This is a genomic window from Streptococcus mitis, assembly GCF_002860865.1.
Classification (GTDB): domain Bacteria; phylum Bacillota; class Bacilli; order Lactobacillales; family Streptococcaceae; genus Streptococcus; species Streptococcus mitis_AT.
The window spans coordinates 94,951-110,682 of record NZ_PKIE01000003.1; the positions used below are offsets into that span (position 1 = coordinate 94,951).

The 15,732-nt window shown below is 40.7% G+C and carries 18 protein-coding genes; 16 read left to right on the forward strand and 2 right to left on the reverse strand.

What is annotated here, in order from left to right; genetic code table 11:
* Positions 1-88 precede the first annotated feature (88 nt).
* Together CYK18_RS06510 and CYK18_RS06515 are read right to left on the reverse strand one after the other, a co-directional pair.
* On the reverse strand, positions 89-322 hold the full coding sequence (locus CYK18_RS06510) for a hypothetical protein (RefSeq protein WP_000578912.1): 234 nt from the start codon (positions 320-322) through the stop codon (positions 89-91).
* Positions 319-516 (reverse strand): hypothetical protein, encoded by a 198-nt coding sequence (locus CYK18_RS06515; RefSeq protein WP_001215751.1) that lies wholly within the window; start codon positions 514-516, stop codon positions 319-321. The genes CYK18_RS06510 and CYK18_RS06515 overlap by 4 nt, the downstream gene beginning before the upstream one ends.
* 420 nt (positions 517-936) lie before the next feature.
* Here CYK18_RS06515 and CYK18_RS06530 point away from each other — a divergent pair, with 420 nt between their 5' ends.
* The 16 genes from CYK18_RS06530 (at position 937) to CYK18_RS06605 (ending at position 15,706) form a co-directional block, all read left to right on the forward strand.
* Positions 937-1,653 (forward strand): ABC transporter ATP-binding protein, encoded by a 717-nt coding sequence (locus CYK18_RS06530; protein WP_084926001.1) that lies wholly within the window; start codon positions 937-939, stop codon positions 1,651-1,653.
* Between the two features lies 1 nt (position 1,654).
* Positions 1,655-2,737 carry an ABC transporter permease gene (locus tag CYK18_RS06535; protein ID WP_101785706.1) on the forward strand — a complete coding sequence of 361 codons (1,083 nt, stop codon included), beginning with the start codon at positions 1,655-1,657 and terminating at the stop codon, positions 2,735-2,737.
* Between the two features lie 39 nt (positions 2,738-2,776).
* Positions 2,777-3,400, forward strand: coding sequence for a TetR/AcrR family transcriptional regulator (locus CYK18_RS06540; RefSeq protein ID WP_101785708.1), 624 nt, complete (start codon positions 2,777-2,779; stop codon positions 3,398-3,400).
* Positions 3,401-3,672: 272 nt separating this feature from the next.
* A complete protein-coding gene (locus tag CYK18_RS06550) occupies positions 3,673-4,437 on the forward strand; it encodes a nucleoside phosphorylase (RefSeq protein WP_101785710.1) in 765 nt (254 codons plus the stop codon).
* 33 nt (positions 4,438-4,470) lie between these two features.
* Complete coding sequence (locus CYK18_RS06555) at positions 4,471-5,850, forward strand: TrkH family potassium uptake protein (protein ID WP_101785712.1); 1,380 nt, start codon at positions 4,471-4,473, stop codon at positions 5,848-5,850.
* Between the two features lie 13 nt (positions 5,851-5,863).
* Positions 5,864-6,529 carry a potassium channel family protein gene (locus CYK18_RS06560; protein WP_001283910.1) on the forward strand — a complete coding sequence of 222 codons (666 nt, stop codon included), beginning with the start codon at positions 5,864-5,866 and terminating at the stop codon, positions 6,527-6,529.
* A gap of 311 nt (positions 6,530-6,840) precedes the next feature.
* The gene (locus CYK18_RS06565) at positions 6,841-7,857 is read left to right on the forward strand and encodes a glycosyltransferase family 2 protein (RefSeq protein ID WP_101785714.1); all 1,017 of its coding nucleotides are present in this window, start codon (positions 6,841-6,843) and stop codon (positions 7,855-7,857) included.
* Between the two features lie 115 nt (positions 7,858-7,972).
* Positions 7,973-10,243, forward strand: coding sequence for an SSURE domain-containing protein (locus CYK18_RS06570; RefSeq protein ID WP_101785716.1), 2,271 nt, complete (start codon positions 7,973-7,975; stop codon positions 10,241-10,243).
* 123 nt (positions 10,244-10,366) lie between these two features.
* Positions 10,367-11,065 (forward strand): response regulator transcription factor, encoded by a 699-nt coding sequence (locus CYK18_RS06575; RefSeq protein WP_101785718.1) that lies wholly within the window; start codon positions 10,367-10,369, stop codon positions 11,063-11,065.
* A complete protein-coding gene (locus tag CYK18_RS06580; RefSeq protein WP_101785720.1) occupies positions 11,062-12,114 on the forward strand; it encodes a sensor histidine kinase in 1,053 nt (350 codons plus the stop codon). Before CYK18_RS06575 ends, CYK18_RS06580 begins: the two co-directional genes overlap by 4 nt.
* Before the next feature lie 85 nt (positions 12,115-12,199).
* The gene (locus CYK18_RS06585) at positions 12,200-12,568 is read left to right on the forward strand and encodes a hypothetical protein (RefSeq protein ID WP_101785722.1); all 369 of its coding nucleotides are present in this window, start codon (positions 12,200-12,202) and stop codon (positions 12,566-12,568) included.
* 80 nt (positions 12,569-12,648) lie between these two features.
* Positions 12,649-12,849 carry a hypothetical protein gene (locus CYK18_RS10690; protein ID WP_142374384.1) on the forward strand — a complete coding sequence of 67 codons (201 nt, stop codon included), beginning with the start codon at positions 12,649-12,651 and terminating at the stop codon, positions 12,847-12,849.
* Between the two features lie 309 nt (positions 12,850-13,158).
* Positions 13,159-13,755: a helix-turn-helix domain-containing protein gene (locus CYK18_RS06595; protein ID WP_101785724.1), complete on the forward strand. Its 597-nt coding sequence runs from the start codon at positions 13,159-13,161 to the stop codon at positions 13,753-13,755.
* 97 nt (positions 13,756-13,852) lie between these two features.
* Complete coding sequence (locus tag CYK18_RS10810; RefSeq protein ID WP_172931785.1) at positions 13,853-14,017, forward strand: hypothetical protein; 165 nt, start codon at positions 13,853-13,855, stop codon at positions 14,015-14,017.
* A 1-nt stretch (position 14,018) separates the two neighbouring features.
* A complete protein-coding gene (locus CYK18_RS06600) occupies positions 14,019-15,050 on the forward strand; it encodes a replication initiator protein A (RefSeq protein ID WP_101785726.1) in 1,032 nt (343 codons plus the stop codon).
* 338 nt (positions 15,051-15,388) lie between these two features.
* Positions 15,389-15,706, forward strand: coding sequence for a hypothetical protein (locus tag CYK18_RS06605; RefSeq protein ID WP_101785728.1), 318 nt, complete (start codon positions 15,389-15,391; stop codon positions 15,704-15,706).
* The last annotated feature ends 26 nt before the right edge of the window (positions 15,707-15,732 follow it).

The window sequence follows — 15,732 nt, forward strand, 5'->3', positions numbered from 1 at the left end:
GTTTTCCCTTAAATGTTTTGTTTTGGTAGGCGATTGTGAGGGAATTGAAAAATTCAACTGCTAGGTGTTCTTGGTGACCGAGCTCCATCTAGCTTGGGGTTGCTTCTGGGGAAAAGACGCCTAATTTGATGCGGAGTCCACCTTTTTTCATCTTGAACTGATGCATACCATACATCTTGATATCAAGGCTTGTATCGGACATGAGAGTAGCAGTATCACCTGCCATAGAAATTTTTGTATCGGCATACGGAACGCCTGTTTTTTCAGTATCTAGACTGATAAAGATTTTTTGATAAGTTGGTTGACCGTACTCTCCAATCAACTCCTCACTTCCTGTCCACCGTGAACTCCAGCAAATACAAAATGTTCAGGGTGAATTTTAAAAGGAAGTGCTTGGTCACCCATTTTATTTAGTCCTTGGTTGAAGGCGAAGAAATCTCTCAAAGTAAATCCATCCACGTAAGCAGCTTGTAGGTTACGTCCCTTAACCGAATTCTTAGAAATGCCATGCCGCATTTGGTATGATTCTGCTAGACGGTCAGCGTAGAGTTCGAGGATTTTTTGACTTCCAAGGGCTAATTTGGTTTCAATTAGGTCTTGAAAATTTCTTAGTCTGTTTCATATAAAAATGAGTAAAATGAATTCCCATTACCAAGGTCATTAGAGTTGCGATAGCAATGACGATGGTTGGATTAGCCGAGAAAAGTAGAGGGAAAATAGGCCTTTAAAAAGTGGACAGAAAAGACCATTTCGGAGTATAGAGAGGAAGTTCAAAAACATTTTTAGAAATAAGACATGTGCATTATAAACATCAGATACGAATCTGGTGCTTTATTTTTTAAAGAATTTCAACTTTTTTCTTGACAAGTGAGTAAACACTCACTATAATAGGCCTATATTCAGTAAGTGAGTAAACACTCACCTAGGAGGAAGCATATGAAAAAATTGCTACATTTACAAGATTTGGATAAGTCTTTTTGTCGTCAAATGGTTTTGAATCATGTCAGCTTTGAATTGCAGCCGGGAGAAATTATAGGCTTAATAGGTCCGTCTGGTGCTGGTAAATCGACTATGATTAAGACTATGTTAGGGATGGAAAAAGCTAACGGAGGGGTTGCTTTGGTATTGGATCATACTATGCCCAATCGTCATATTTTAGGAGATATTGGTTATATGGCCCAGTCAGATGCCTTATATGAGGCTTTGTCAGGTCAAGAAAATCTGGAATTTTTTGGTCAGCTAAAAGGGCTATCCAAAAGAGATCTGACAGCTGAAATTGCCCATGTGGCTCAAGTTGTGGATCTGACAGAGCATTTGAATAAAACGGTATTCGGTTATTCTGGAGGAATGAAGCGACGCTTGTCTTTAGCCATCGCGCTTCTGGGGAATCCTCAGCTCTTGATTTTGGACGAACCGACAGTTGGAATCGACCCTTCTCTTCGGAAGAAAATCTGGAAAGAATTATTCGCGCTTAGAGACAATGGGGTTGGGATATTAGTTACTACCCATGTTATGGATGAAGCAGAGTTAACGGATAAGGTCGGCTTATTATTAGGTGGAAAAATCATTGCTTTTGATACACCGCAACACTTAAAAGAAAGTTATCAAGTTTCAAGTATTGAAGAAGTATTTTTGAAAGCAGAAGGAGAGTAAGATGAGAACCATTGCTATTGCTAAAAAAGTTATCAAAGAATTGCTTCGTGACAAACGAACCTTGGCTATGATGTTTGTAGCGCCGGTATTTATTATGTGGCTGATGAACCTCATGTTTTCAGCTAGTACAACCGTGAATGTCAAGTTAGCGACACAAGATCTACCAACTGGTTTGATAACGAAAATGGATGAGCTTGATCATGTGGACATCGAGACTTATCAAGACTTAGATCAGGCCAAAGAAGCGCTAGCAAATGAAAAAGTCGATGCTGTGATTTCTTATAAAGACGGTGAGTATCAGGTCGACTACGCAAATACAGATGCCTCCAAGACATCTATGATACGACAAGTGTTACGAACAAGTATCGTCAGTGAAGGCACCGATCAGTTACTATCTCGTATCAAACAAGCTCTTCCACAATTGAAATTAGATGCAAAGGCGCCTGAAATCAAAGAATCTTACCAATATGGAGATAAAAATACTGGATTCTTTGCACGTATGATTCCAATTTTAATTGGCTTTGTGGTCTTCTTCTTTGTCTTTTTGATTTCTGGTATGGCACTTTTGAAAGAGCGCACAAGTGGAACCTTGGACCGCTTGTTAGCAACCCCAGTGAAACGTTCTGAAATTGTCTATGGCTATATGTTGTCTTACGGTATTATTGCGATTTTTCAAACGGCAGTTGTCGTCTTAGCAGCAATTTGGCTACTAGATGTAGAAGTTGTAGGAAATATTTTAAATGTTATAATAGTTAATGTGGTACTGGCTCTTGTAGCACTAGCTTTTGGAATTCTCTTGTCTACTCTAGCAAAATCAGAATTTCAAATGATGCAATTTATTCCTCTCGTGATTATGCCTCAACTCTTTTTCTCAGGGATTATTCCATTGTCATTCATGGGAGCATGGGCTCCAACTGTGGGGAAATTTTTGCCATTAACCTATTCTGGTGATGCAATAAGCCAGATTATTCTTTACGGACACAATCTTGGTGATATTTTGCCAAATCTTGGTGTTTTAATGATTTTCTTGATCATTTTAACAATTCTCAATATTGTTGGATTGCGTCGTTATCGTAAAGTTTAGAAATCAACATAAATAATGCTAAAAAGGTGTGAAGATTAGATGGATAAGACTGTTTTTGAATCGTTTGAAGATTACTTAGAAGAAGCGAATTACCCTCAAGGAAAGAAAAAAATCATGCAGGCAGCAGTGGATCTCATATCAACTAGGAGTTACCATGGGACCTCAACTCTTCACATAGCTGAGCGTGCTGGACTAAGCCAGGCAACTTTGTTTAAGTATTTTAAGACGAAGGATGATCTACTGACGGCTATTTTACATCCTGTAGTCCCAGGCATTTTCAGTAGTTTTGTTGAGGAACTCTTAGCTTTTGAAACGACAGAAGAGAGGGTTCGTTATCTCGTCCACGATCGTATGAGCTATCTCAAAAAAAATCGTGCTTTGATGAAAATCATTCTGCAGGAGAGTTTTTCAAATAAGAAACTAAAAAATGAACAGATTTTTATCTGGAATGCTATTCAAGATAAACTTCGAGTGCTTCATAAAGAATTGCTAGCAGATCCACGTGTAAATCCAGAGTTAACGATTCCTCAAATGGTTCGTATTTGTGTTGGTCCATTGTTGGCTTACTTCGCTCAACTTTATATCGTTAGCGACAACGGAGAAATAAAGGAAGAGGACCTAGACTTATTAGAAAAACAGATTTTAGGTGGTTTGTGGAAATAAGGGAGTTCTAGAAGAGCTAAGATTTATTTACTTGACTTTCAAACAAGCTAAAAAAGACATGTTCTGCTTATTTCAGATTCATGTCTTTTTTGTTGTTGGATTTTGTATTCTTCATAAGTCCTCAATCGCTTTGCCAAAACAGAAACCGACTTCTCCAGCGGTGCAACGATTTCTCAAGTGTATGGAAGAGGAGATTTCTGGCTTGCTAAAGAGAATTCCTTGACACTCGGTCAGCTTTTGATACAATAGTACAAAATTAGAGGAGGTGAGTTATGATTCAAAAACATGCGATTCCTATTTTAGAGTTTGATGACAATCCTCAGGCGGTCATCATGCCTGATCACGAGGGGCTGGACTTGCACTTGCCCAAGAAGTGTGTCTATGCTTTTTTAGGTGAGGAGATTGACCGTTATGCGAGAGAAGTAGGGGCGGACTGTGTCGGCGAATTCGTTTCAGCCACCAAGACCTATCCAGTCTATGTCGTTAACTACAAGGGCGAGGGAATTTGTCTGGCTCAGGCACCTGTCGGCTCCGCTCCAGCAACCCAGTTTATGGATTGGTTGATTGGCTATGGTGTGGAGCAGATTATTTCCACTGGAACCTGTGGTGTGCTAGCTGATATAGAAGAAAACGCCTTTCTAGTCCCTGTTCGCGCTCTGCGAGATGAAGGAGCTAGTTATCACTATGTGGCAGCTTCTCGTTATATGGAAATTCAGGCAGAGGCTATTGCTGCTATTGAGCGAGTTTTGGAAGTCAGAGGGATTCCCTATGAAGAAGTCATGACCTGGACGACAGATGGTTTTTACCGAGAAACGGCTGAAAAGGTGGCTTATCGCAAGGAAGAGGGCTGTGCTGTTGTGGAGATGGAGTGTTCTGCACTTGCGGCAGTAGCGCAATTGCGTGGGGTCCTCTGGGGAGAGTTGTTGTTTACAGCTGATTCTCTAGCGGACTTGGACCAGTACGACAGTCGTGACTGGGGTTCAGAAGCTTTCGAAAAGGCCTTGGAACTCTGCCTTGAAATTGCCTTTCAGATCTAGCTACTCTCCTTCTTTTTATGGTACAATGGATGTATGTTATTCAAATTATTTGTGAAAAAACTTGAAAGAGTCTTTGGTGGACTTTCGCCAGCACGTCGGATTTTTTTAAGTTTCGCTGGAGTTATTTTGGTAGGCTCTCTCCTTTTGAGCTTACCTTTTGTTCAGGTAAGTGGTTCTCAAGCCACTTATTTTGACCATCTTTTTACGACGGTGTCCATGGTCTGTGTGACTGGCCTTTTTACGCAACCAGTGGCTACGACCTATAATGTCTGGGGGCAGTTGATTTGTATGCTCTTGATACAGATTGGTGGTTTGGGGCTCATGACTTTTATCGGGGTCTTTTATATTCAGGGGAAGCAAAAGCTCAGTCTTCGCAGTCGTGAAACCATTCAGGAGAGCTTCAGTTACGGGGAGACTCGGTCGCTGAAGGCCTTTATGCGCTCCATCTTTTTGACGACTTTTCTGGTGGAGGGCTTGGGTGCCTTCCTGCTAAGTTTTCGTTTTATTCCTGAGTTTGGCTGGGGACGGGGTATTTTTACCTCTATCTTCTTAGCTATTTCAGCCTTTTGTAATGCTGGTTTTGATAATTTCGGCAGTAGCAGTTTAGTGGCTTTTCAGACGGATCCCTTGATCAATCTGGTCATTGCTGGCTTGATTATCACGGGTGGTCTGGGATTTATGGTCTGGTTTGACTTGGCAACCCAGTTTGACAAGAAGAAAAAGCGCCGTCTACGTTTCCACACCAAGCTAGTCCTCTTCTTGACTGCAGGGATTTTGCTGTTTGGGACAGTATCCACACTCTTTACGGAGTGGTACAATCCTGGAACGATTGGCAATCTCAGTGTCCCAGAGAAAGTGCTGGTTAGCTTTTTCCAAACCGTCAGCATGAGAACGGCCGGTTTTGCTTCTATTGACTATACTCAAGCTCGGCCTGTGACCTTGTTTATCTATATCCTACAGATGTTTCTCGGAGGAGCGCCTGGAGGAACGGCTGGGGGGCTCAAGATTACGACTTTCTTTGTCTTATTGGTCTTTGCGCGTAGTGAATTGCTGGGCTTACCTCATGCTAATGTTGCGCAGAGAACCATTGAGGCTCGAACAGTCCAAAAATCCTTTAGTGTCTTCATTATCTTTTTGATGACCTTCTTGTTGGGCTTGATGTTGTTGGGAATTACGGCAGAAGGAACACCGCGATTTATCTACCTCATGTTTGAGACCATTTCAGCTCTTGCGACAGTTGGGGTAACGGCAAATCTGACGCCAGAACTGGGCAAGCTAGCTCTCAGCATTGTCATGGTGCTCATGTTTATTGGCCGTATCGGTCCCTTGACCTTGCTGGTTAGTCTAGCGGATTACCAGCCTGATAAGAAAGATTTGATTCAGTATATGAAAGCAGATATTAGTATTGGATAAGAAAGGAAGAATGATGTCAGATCGTACGATTGGAATTTTAGGTTTGGGGATTTTCGGGAGTAGTGTCCTGACAGCCCTAGCCAAGCAAGATATGAATATTATTGCCATTGACGACCACGCCGAGCGTATCAATCAATTTGAGCCTGTTTTGGCGCGTGGAGTTGTGGGCGATATTACAGATGAGGAGCTCCTCAGAACCGCAGGAATTGATACCTGTGATACGGTTGTAGTCGCAACAGGGGAAAATCTGGAGTCTAGTGTGCTTGCAGTTATGCATTGTAAGAGTCTAGGTGTACCAAGGGTTATTGCCAAGGTCAAAAGCCAGACAGCTAAGAAGGTGCTGGAAAAAATTGGTGCCGACTCGGTGATCTCGCCAGAATATGAAATGGGGCAGTCTCTAGCGCAGACCATTCTCTTTCATAATAATGTTGATGTCTTTCAGTTGGATAAAAATGTGTCTATCGTAGAGATGAAAATTCCGAGTGTTTGGGCAGGTCAAAGCCTGAGCCAGCTAGATTTGCGTGGCAAATACAACCTCAATGTCCTAGGATTTCGTGAACAGGAAAATTCACCGCTGGATGTCCAATTTGGCCCTAATGACCTCTTGAGGGCAGATGCCTATATCTTGGCGGTCATTAATAACCAGTATCTAGATGACTTGGCAGAATTAAATTCGTAAGGAGGGAGCACCCCCTCTTTTTTGATGTCCTAGATAGCAAATAGAGGCAGAACACCTTGTATTCCAGTAAAAGTCCTTCAAAAACTGGACTTTATGGTAGAATAGAAAGAAGTGACAAGAGAGAGTAATACTCTTCGAAAATCTCTTCAAACTACGTCAACGTCGCCTTGCCGTAGGTATAGGTAACTGACTTCGTCAGTTCTATCTGCAACTTCAAAGCAGTGCTTTGAGCAACCTGCGGCTAGTTTCCTAGTTTGCTCTTTGATTTTTATTGAGTATAAGAAAAAATCAGTCCCCTAAAGGAGTAGATTATGAAGTTATTGTCTATCGCCATCCCTAGCTATAATGCCGCAACCTATCTTCATTACTGTGTGGAGTCGCTAGTGATTGGTGGTGAGCAAGTTGAGATTTTGATTATCAATGATGGGTCTCAGGACCAGACTCAGGAAATCGCTGAGCGTTTAGCCAGCAAGTATCCTAGCATCGTTAGAGCCATCTATCAGGAAAATAAAGGCCATGGCGGTGCGGTCAATCGTGGCTTAGCGGAGGCGTCTGGGCGTTATTTTAAAGTAGTGGATAGTGATGACTGGGTAGACCCTCGTGCCTATTTAAAAATTCTTGAAACCTTGCAGGATCTAGAGAGTGAGGGGCAGGAAGTTGATGCCTTTGTGACTAATTTTGTCTATGAAAAGGAAGGTCAGTCTCGTAAGAAGAGTATGAGTTACGAGTCAGTTTTACCTGTCCAGCAGATTTTTGGCTGGGACCAGGTCGGAAATTTCTCAAAAGGCCAGTATATCATGATGCACTCGCTGATTTACCGGACAGATTTGTTGCGAGCGAGTCAGTTCCAACTGCCTGAGCATACCTTTTATGTCGATAATCTCTTCGTCTTTACCCCCCTTCAGCAGGTCAAGACCATGTACTATCTACCTGTTGATTTCTATCGTTATTTGATTGGGCGTGAAGACCAGTCTGTCAATGAGCAAGTGATGATTAAGCGCATTGACCAGCAACTAAAGGTTAATCGACTCTTGGTAGACCAGCTTGATTTATCTAAAGTGAGCCATCCCAAAATGCGAGAATATCTGCTGAATCATATTGAGATTACGACGGTGATTTCCAGTGCCCTGCTCAACCGAGCTGGAACGGTGGAGCATCTGGCAAAAAAACGCCAATTGTGGACCTATATTCAGCAGGAAAATCCAGAGGTCTTTCAGACTATCCGTAAGACTATGTTGAGTCGTTTGACCAAACATTCAGTCTTGCCAGCCCGCAAACTTTCCAATGTCGTCTATCAAATCACCAAATCTGTTTATGGATTTAATTAATATAAGTATTTTATAAGAGGGATTTAAGAAAAATTTTAACTTTTTCTTAATCCTTTTTAATTTTAGGAGATTATACTAGAGTCATCAAATAAAGAAAAACTCTAAGGAGAATCCTATGAAATTCAATCCAAATCAAAGATATACTCGTTGGTCTATTCGCCGTCTTAGTGTCGGTGTTGCCTCAGTTGTTGTGGCAAGTGGCTTTTTTGTCCTAGTTGGTCAGCCAAGTTCTGTACGTGCCGATGTGGTCAATCCAACCCCTGCTCAAGTTGTGCCAGACGCGACTTCGGTGAGTGAAAAGAGCGACTTACCAGCAGAACTTCTCAAAGAAGCAGTCGATACAGCTCTTCCTTCAGAACAGGTAGACTCAACACCTAAAGCAAGCTTGGATGCTACAAGCTCTCCAGAAAAAGTGAATGTAGCTGATAAAGACCAAGTGGTAGCGCCAAAAGAAGAAGTGCAAGCAAAACCAGAATCTAAGAAAGAAACAGAAGATGCGGTTAAACCTGCGACAAATCCTGCGCCTGTAGTTATTGGACAAGACCGTGAAGCAAGTGAAGCTCAACCAGCAACCACTCCAGCCGAAGTTCAAAAAGGTGTGGCTGACAATACTAAAGACACAGTATATGTTCCAGCTACTTACTTGGACAAAGCTAACTTCCCAGGCCCATTCACAGCCGGTGTCAACCAAGTCATTCCATATGAATTCTTCGCAGGTGACGGTATGTTGACTCGCCTTATCTTGAAAGCTTCAGACAAGGCTCCATGGTCAGATAACGGTTCAGCTAAAAATCCTGCTCTCCCACCAGTAGAAAAATTGGGCAAAGGCCTTTACTTCTACGAAGTAGACTTGGCTGGTACCCAAGGCAAATCTGACAAAGAGCTTCTAGACTTGTTAAAACAAAATGGTACGCAAAGCTATAAAGCTACTATCAAAGTTTACGGTGCGAAAGACGGCAAGGCGGACTTGAGCAACCTCGTAGCGACAAAAGATTTGGATGTCAACTTGAATGGCTTGACCACCCCAGCTGAAGTGCAAAAAGGCGTAGCCGACAACACTAAAGACACAGTAGATGTCCCAGCTACATACTTGGACAAGGCTAACTTCCCAGGTCCATTCACAGCCGGTGTCAACCAAGTCATTCCGTATGAATTCTTCGCCGGTGACGGTATGTTGACTCGCCTTATCTTGAAAGCATCCGACAAGGCTCCATGGTCAGACAACGGCTCAGCTAAAAACCCCGCTCTACCACCAGTAGAAAAATTGGGCAAAGGTCTCTACTTCTACGAAGTGGACTTGGCAGGTACTCAAGGTAAATCAGATAAAGAGCTTCTTGACCTCTTAAAACAAAACGGCACTCAAAGCTATAAAGCTACTATCAAAGTTTACGGTGCGAAAGACGGCAAGGCGGACTTGAGCAACCTCGTAGCGACAAAAGATTTGGATGTCAACTTGAATGGCTTGACCACCCCAGCTGAAGTGCAAAAAGGTGTAGCCGACAATACTAAAGATACGGTGGATGTACCAGCTACTTACTTGGACAAGGCTAACTTCCCTGGTCCGTTCACAGCCGGTGTCAATCAAGTTATCCCATACGAGTTCTTCGCTGGTGACGGTATGTTAACACGCCTTATCTTGAAAGCATCCGACAAGGCTCCATGGTCAGACAACGGCTCAGCTAAAAACCCCGCTCTACCACCAGTAGAAAAATTAGGCAAAGGCCTTTACTTCTATGAAGTGGACTTGGCAGGTACTCAAGGTAAATCAGACAAAGATTTGCTTGACCTCTTAAAACAAAATGGTACTCAAAGCTATAAAGCTACCATCAAAGTTTACGGCGCTAAAGATGGCAAGGCTGATTTGACAAATCTCGTAGCGACTAAAGAATTGACAGTGAACTTGCATGGACATCAGTCTCTTACTCCGATGCAGTCAGGTTTCGCCCCATCTTCTAATGGTTCAGCGATGCCGGCTCCAATGATGAATAGTCATCAAGATGCGTCTAAGATGAACGCTCAAATGCCTAGTGCCAATCAAGATGAGATGAAATCTAAAATGCCAGCTGCTAGTCAGGATAAGATGATGCCTAACAAAGAGCAGGACAAAACCATGAATGCTAGCCAGCCTATGGCAACACCAAGCATGAAACAAGGTCAAGATCAAACTCCAGCAGCATCAAGCCAAATGTCTGATGAAGGCAAGATGACATCTAATAACAAGGTATCAAGTCCAATGATGGCTGATCAAATGAAAGACAAAAAAGACATGCTTCCATATACTGGTGAAGCCCAAACATCAATGGCTACTCTTGGATTCTTTGGACTCGCCTTGGCTGGACTGCTAGGTGGACTCGGCTTGAAAGCTAAAAAAGAGGAAAATGACTAGTCTAGCTACAGACTTTCTATCTAGGATTTGAAAAATCCAGATATCGTTTAGAATGTTCGTAAAGAGATTAAAATAGTGTTATACTATTGTGGTATAGCACTGTTTTTTTCAAAGGAGAGACAGATGGGAAAGACAATTTTACTCGTTGACGACGAGGTAGAAATCACAGATATTCATCAACGTTATCTAGTTCAGGCAGGATATCAGGTTTTGGTGGCCCATGATGGAGTAGAGGCCTTAGAAATCTTCAAGAGAAAACCAATTGATTTGATTATTACAGATATCATGATGCCTCGGATGGATGGTTATGATTTGATTAGTGAGGTTCAGTATCAATCTCCAGATCAGCCTTTTCTCTTTATCACGGCTAAGACCAGCGAGCAGGACAAGATTTATGGCCTGAGCTTAGGGGCAGATGACTTTATTGCCAAGCCCTTTAGCCCTCGTGAACTGGTTTTGCGTGTCCACAATATTTTGCGTCGCCTTCATCGTGGAGGTGAGACAGAGGTCGTCAGTCTCGGGGATTTATGGATGAATCATGGTAGTCATGAAGTCCAAGTCGGAGATGTGGCGCTTGATTTGACCGTCAAATCCTTCGAACTTCTATGGCTTCTAGCCAGCAATCCAGAGCGAGTTTTTTCTAAGACAGACCTCTATGAAAAGGTCTGGCAAGAAGACTATGTGGATGACACCAATACCTTGAATGTTCATATTCATGCTCTTCGACAGGAGTTGGCTAAACATGCTAGTGCAGAAACACCGACCATCAAAACCGTCTGGGGCTTGGGCTACAAAATTGAGAAAGCGCGAGGTAGTCAATGAAATTAAAAAGTTATATTTTAGTAGGGTATATCATTTCAACACTCCTAACGATTATCGTGGTTTTTTGGGCTATCCAGCGAATGCTAATTGAAGAAAGAGAAATTTATTTCCTAGTGGGTATGACTCTTGTGGCTAGTTTTATCGGTGCTGGGATTAGTCTCTTTCTCCTATCGCCGGTCTTTACTTCGTTGGGCAAACTCAAGGAACATGCTAAGCGGGTAGCGGACAAGGACTTTCCATCAAATCTGGAGGTTCAAGGCCCTGTAGAATTTCAGCAATTAGGCCAAGCTTTCAATGAGATGTCCCATGATTTGCAGGCGACCTTTGATTCCTTGGAAGAAAGCGAGCGAGAAAAGGGCTTGATGATTGCTCAACTTTCGCATGATATCAAGACCCCCATCACTTCGATCCAAGCGACGGTAGAAGGGATTTTGGATGGGGTTATCAAGGAAGGAGAACAGGACCATTATCTAGCAACTATTGGGCGCCAGACTGAAAGACTCAATAAACTGGTTGAGGAGTTGAATTTTTTGACCCTAAACACAGCTAGAAATCAGGTCGAAACGACCAGCAAAGACAGCATTTTTCTGGACCAGCTCTTGATTGAGTGCATGAGTGAATTTCAGTTCTTGATTGAACAGGAGGAGCGAGATGTTCACTTGCAGGTAATCCCTGAGTCTGCCCGTATTGAGGGAGATTATGCCAAACTTTCTCGTATCTTGGTAAATCTGGTCAATAACGCTTTTAAATACTCAGCTCCAGGAACCAAGCTGGAAGTGGTGGCTAAGGTGGAGAATAACCAGCTTTCAATCAGTGTGACTGATGAGGGGCAGGGCATTGCCCCAGAGGACTTGGAAAATATTTTCAAACGCCTTTATCGTGTCGAAACTTCGCGTAATATGAAAACAGGTGGTCATGGATTAGGACTTGCGATTGCGCGTGAATTGGCCCATCAATTGGGTGGGGAAATCACCGTTACTAGCCAGTACGGTATAGGAAGCACCTTTACCCTCCTTCTCAATCTCTCTGGCAGTGAAAATAAAGCTTAGTAAGTGTCTAGTGTTTTGAGGTAAATAGAAAATATTGAGCTAACGGAAAATTCCGTTAGTTCTTTTTTGTATTTTAGGAGAAAAAATGTCAGATAATATTGAAATTGTTATGGATATTGATTCGTTAGAAATTTTCGATGTAATAGATCTTGATAAGAATGAAAATATGGTTGATTGTATCCCTGAAGGAAATTCTGAAGAAAAGGTATCTCCATACGATGACCTCAATAGGGTTTGGCTTAGAAACGGGTATTATTATAAGCCGTCTAGTCTACTTTGGGAAGTTATTAAAGATAATGTTATTCATGAATTGTATCCTAGAAATAAACATGGCAAATATCCTTACTACAGAAGAGCAAGAGACGGAACATGGGGACAATCTAGCCAATTGACTCAGGATGAAGACTTGTGGTTGACTCTAGAGTTTAATCCAGAATTGATGGGGTATGTGTAGGAAAACAAATGATATATCTTAATTCTACATTTTGTTAATATCAAAAAAACTGGCATCTAACCAGGTTAAGGAGGAAACAAATGAAACCATTAGTAAAAATATTTACTAAAGTGACCATGTATACTTTTTTAGGTTACGCTTTGTTTATGATTAGGTTGGTAGGTGGAGGTCAAACTTTATTGTCCTTAATACTAATTAGTTTAACTGTAACTGCCTTAATTTATTGCTGTACGGTTATTGAATCATTTTTAAAACAAAGAAAAAAATCCAATAGGCGATAGTGAATACATAAGTGAGAGAGTTCTTAATAGATTTCTTAAAGAATGCATTAAATCCAATCAACAAAGGACTAAGAATGGTTGATAGGACTAAAATGATATAGAAAGCGGTAAGAACTATATTATAGCTAGGATAATTCGATAAAAGTTCGAAAGCTTTTGGTATTAAGCTACTGAAAAAACTATTTACAGCAGTTTTCCAAGAGGATAAATCGGGATTTGTACTCATCTTATCCAATATTGATTGAAAATTAGCTGGGATTTGATTATTAACAGAAAACACTGTTGTTAGAATAGTAGTGGAGGTAGAAAATGGATAACAATGATTTACTTTTTAGGAAACCACCTAACAGACTGGAAAAACTTATGGAGGATCATGGGGTTACTTTGAAAGAGGTTAGTAAAAATACGGGTATACCTATAACTACACTTTCTGGGTACAAAAAAAATCAGCGTACTCCTAAAAAAAATAATGCAGAGATACTTGCTAAGTATTTCGGTGTCTCGGTTGCTTATTTGATGGGGATTGATGATGCTCCTAGTATTGATGGAAGTAAAAAGATGACTCCACTCCAGTCACTTGTTAAAAACAGTAAATTATCTCTTAAAGAAATAAGTGAGACAACTGGTATAGGATACTCTACACTTGGAAATTACAACCAAGGAAGTAGAAGTCCGAATGCAAAAAATGCGCAACTACTATCAGAATATTTTGGAGTATCTATCCCATATCTCCTCGGTTATGAAGAGAACTTTACGGCTAATAAACCAAACGCAACAATATCGATAGAGTTAATTAAAGAACTTTATTCTATCAGTGAAAAAAGGGCAAAACTTCTACAGGAATACATAGAACTTGATAAAAAGGAAAGAGATATTATCAAACAGATAAAGGAAATAGTTCGATAATTTATTGATTGTCCCTTTAAAATAGAATTTCTCATTATACATTATGATATAGCTGTGAATAAATCACCATCAGCTGGTGATAAGAAAGGATAACCCAATGACAAGACAAGCGCAACAATCACGTGACCTAGTATTGAAAGAAATTATGAAGTCACAAAATATGACAAGAACGAGAGCACATTTAATTTTGAAAGAGCTAGAGGAATTTGGTTTGTTTCAGTTTTCTGATACTGGTCAGTTTTTGTTGAAAGTAGGTGTTTAGTATGAAGCGAATTTCTGCAAGCCAGATTCAATCAAGTGAAAGATTTTATAGAATACCAAAAATATTTGTTGAATCGCCACTTTATAAACCGATGAGTACAGATGCTAAATTTACATACGCTATCTTGAAAGACCGTTTTGAACTATCTCTTAGAAATAACTGGATTGATAAAAATGGAGATGTCTATCTGATTTATACAATTACTGAACTTCAAGAAATTTTAGGCTATGGTAATAAAAAAGTTATTAAACTAAAAAAAGAGCTCCAGGAATATGGCCTCTTAGAAGAGGTTCGACAAGGTTTGAATAAGCCTAATCTACTGTACTTGGGCAATATTGACTATCAAGTTTTCCCTGCTGAAGAAATTCACTCCAACCCATCGGAAATGGCGGAAATGTCAAAACGACACTTCCAAAAAAATCAAGGAAATGTTAGAACGACATGTCAAAAAATTTCGAAACGACACGCTAATGATACTGAGAATAACGAGACTGAATTATCTAACGATACTAATCGATACGATTGCGAGTCATCTTTATCTGATTTATCAATCTCTGAAGCATTTAAAATGGGGCAACATGGTTTCCTTTCTCCTCAACTAGTTCAGAAACTCAGTTTATTTGGAAAAGATGCAAAAATTCTTGAAAATAAAATCTATCAATCGAAACGTCAAGTTGAGAAGAATTACAACAACCTCTTAGCTAATCAGGAAATTTATGGAGAGATGTGGCTGCAGGATCTTGAACGTGAGCTTGATAAATTGATTTTCAAAATCAAAACAGGAGAGGTTGAAGGAAAATCAATACAGAATGTTCCAGCGTACTTCTACAAAATGATGATTCATTTTTGGAAGATGGCTTTGCTCATTGAAAAAGAAAATGGTTTCCTTGAGGTATCAGGACAAAGTGAGCACGCTAGAAAATTCCCTAATGAGTGCCCTAGTCTGATTGCATACTATTATCCAGATAAACTGTCGGAGACGAAACTGAATCACTATTTAGCTGAGTTGTCTAAAGATATCGCAACATGTTAAGAGAAAGATGGTTGACTTTCTGGAATTAAGATAGTTCCATATTTGTAAAATACTTGACCTGAGCAAGTCATGAAACTACTTTTGTTCTTTGAAAATTGAATATCTCCACTGTCCTGATTAGCGCAGTCTAGGCATAAAAAGAAGAATAGGGGCGGTGTGTATCTAGAAAGTATATCTAGTGCTGACTGCATGATGTAAAGTCACGGTTGACTTGTCCCGTAAGACGAAAGAGTTTGCGATTTCTAAACTATAAATCGTGCGTAAAAAACACAGTAGAGATGTACGGCATCAACTCGGCATGGCTGTAAATCAGTCTTTGATTCAAAAAGGAGGACAATATGAATCAAATAAAATCAACTAGTGAGGTTACACTCACTGACTTAAGACGACTAGGTTTGCAAGGTGATGCAACTGCACGGCTTGCAAGTGGTGAAGAAATGAAATTAACTAGTAAGTATGGTCTTATTCCTAAAACAGGATATGTGGCAGGAAAACTTCAAACCGTTGAAATGATTGCAGATTACTCTAAAATCTATAGAGATATACGCACCATTAAACGTGGAGACATTTTAGTTGCCAGACGAATTAAACAAGGAAATAAATCAATCTTACAGCTAACCGGTAAAGGTTATCACCGACCTAGCGGTAAAATTTAACAGATAGAGTCCTCATCTATCTGTTT

What these genes read in the sequence shown, in the direction of transcription:
- CYK18_RS06540 (WP_101785708.1), top strand. Translation starts at nt 2,777, where the DNA reads ATGGATAAGACTGTTTTTGAATCGTTTGAAGATTACTTAGAAGAAGCG.
- CYK18_RS06600 (WP_101785726.1), top strand. Translation starts at nt 14,019, where the DNA reads ATGAAGCGAATTTCTGCAAGCCAGATTCAATCAAGTGAAAGATTTTAT.
- CYK18_RS10810 (WP_172931785.1), top strand. Translation starts at nt 13,853, where the DNA reads ATGACAAGACAAGCGCAACAATCACGTGACCTAGTATTGAAAGAAATT.
- CYK18_RS06580 (WP_101785720.1), top strand. Translation starts at nt 11,062, where the DNA reads ATGAAATTAAAAAGTTATATTTTAGTAGGGTATATCATTTCAACACTC.
- CYK18_RS06515 (WP_001215751.1), bottom strand. Translation starts at nt 516, where the DNA reads ATGCGGCATGGCATTTCTAAGAATTCGGTTAAGGGACGTAACCTACAA.
- CYK18_RS06565 (WP_101785714.1), top strand. Translation starts at nt 6,841, where the DNA reads ATGAAGTTATTGTCTATCGCCATCCCTAGCTATAATGCCGCAACCTAT.
- CYK18_RS06530 (WP_084926001.1), top strand. Translation starts at nt 937, where the DNA reads ATGAAAAAATTGCTACATTTACAAGATTTGGATAAGTCTTTTTGTCGT.
- CYK18_RS06570 (WP_101785716.1), top strand. Translation starts at nt 7,973, where the DNA reads ATGAAATTCAATCCAAATCAAAGATATACTCGTTGGTCTATTCGCCGT.
- CYK18_RS06575 (WP_101785718.1), top strand. Translation starts at nt 10,367, where the DNA reads ATGGGAAAGACAATTTTACTCGTTGACGACGAGGTAGAAATCACAGAT.
- CYK18_RS06550 (WP_101785710.1), top strand. Translation starts at nt 3,673, where the DNA reads ATGATTCAAAAACATGCGATTCCTATTTTAGAGTTTGATGACAATCCT.
- CYK18_RS06535 (WP_101785706.1), top strand. Translation starts at nt 1,655, where the DNA reads ATGAGAACCATTGCTATTGCTAAAAAAGTTATCAAAGAATTGCTTCGT.
- CYK18_RS06595 (WP_101785724.1), top strand. Translation starts at nt 13,159, where the DNA reads ATGGATAACAATGATTTACTTTTTAGGAAACCACCTAACAGACTGGAA.
- CYK18_RS06560 (WP_001283910.1), top strand. Translation starts at nt 5,864, where the DNA reads ATGTCAGATCGTACGATTGGAATTTTAGGTTTGGGGATTTTCGGGAGT.
- CYK18_RS06555 (WP_101785712.1), top strand. Translation starts at nt 4,471, where the DNA reads ATGTTATTCAAATTATTTGTGAAAAAACTTGAAAGAGTCTTTGGTGGA.
- CYK18_RS06585 (WP_101785722.1), top strand. Translation starts at nt 12,200, where the DNA reads ATGTCAGATAATATTGAAATTGTTATGGATATTGATTCGTTAGAAATT.
- CYK18_RS06605 (WP_101785728.1), top strand. Translation starts at nt 15,389, where the DNA reads ATGAATCAAATAAAATCAACTAGTGAGGTTACACTCACTGACTTAAGA.
- CYK18_RS10690 (WP_142374384.1), top strand. Translation starts at nt 12,649, where the DNA reads ATGAAACCATTAGTAAAAATATTTACTAAAGTGACCATGTATACTTTT.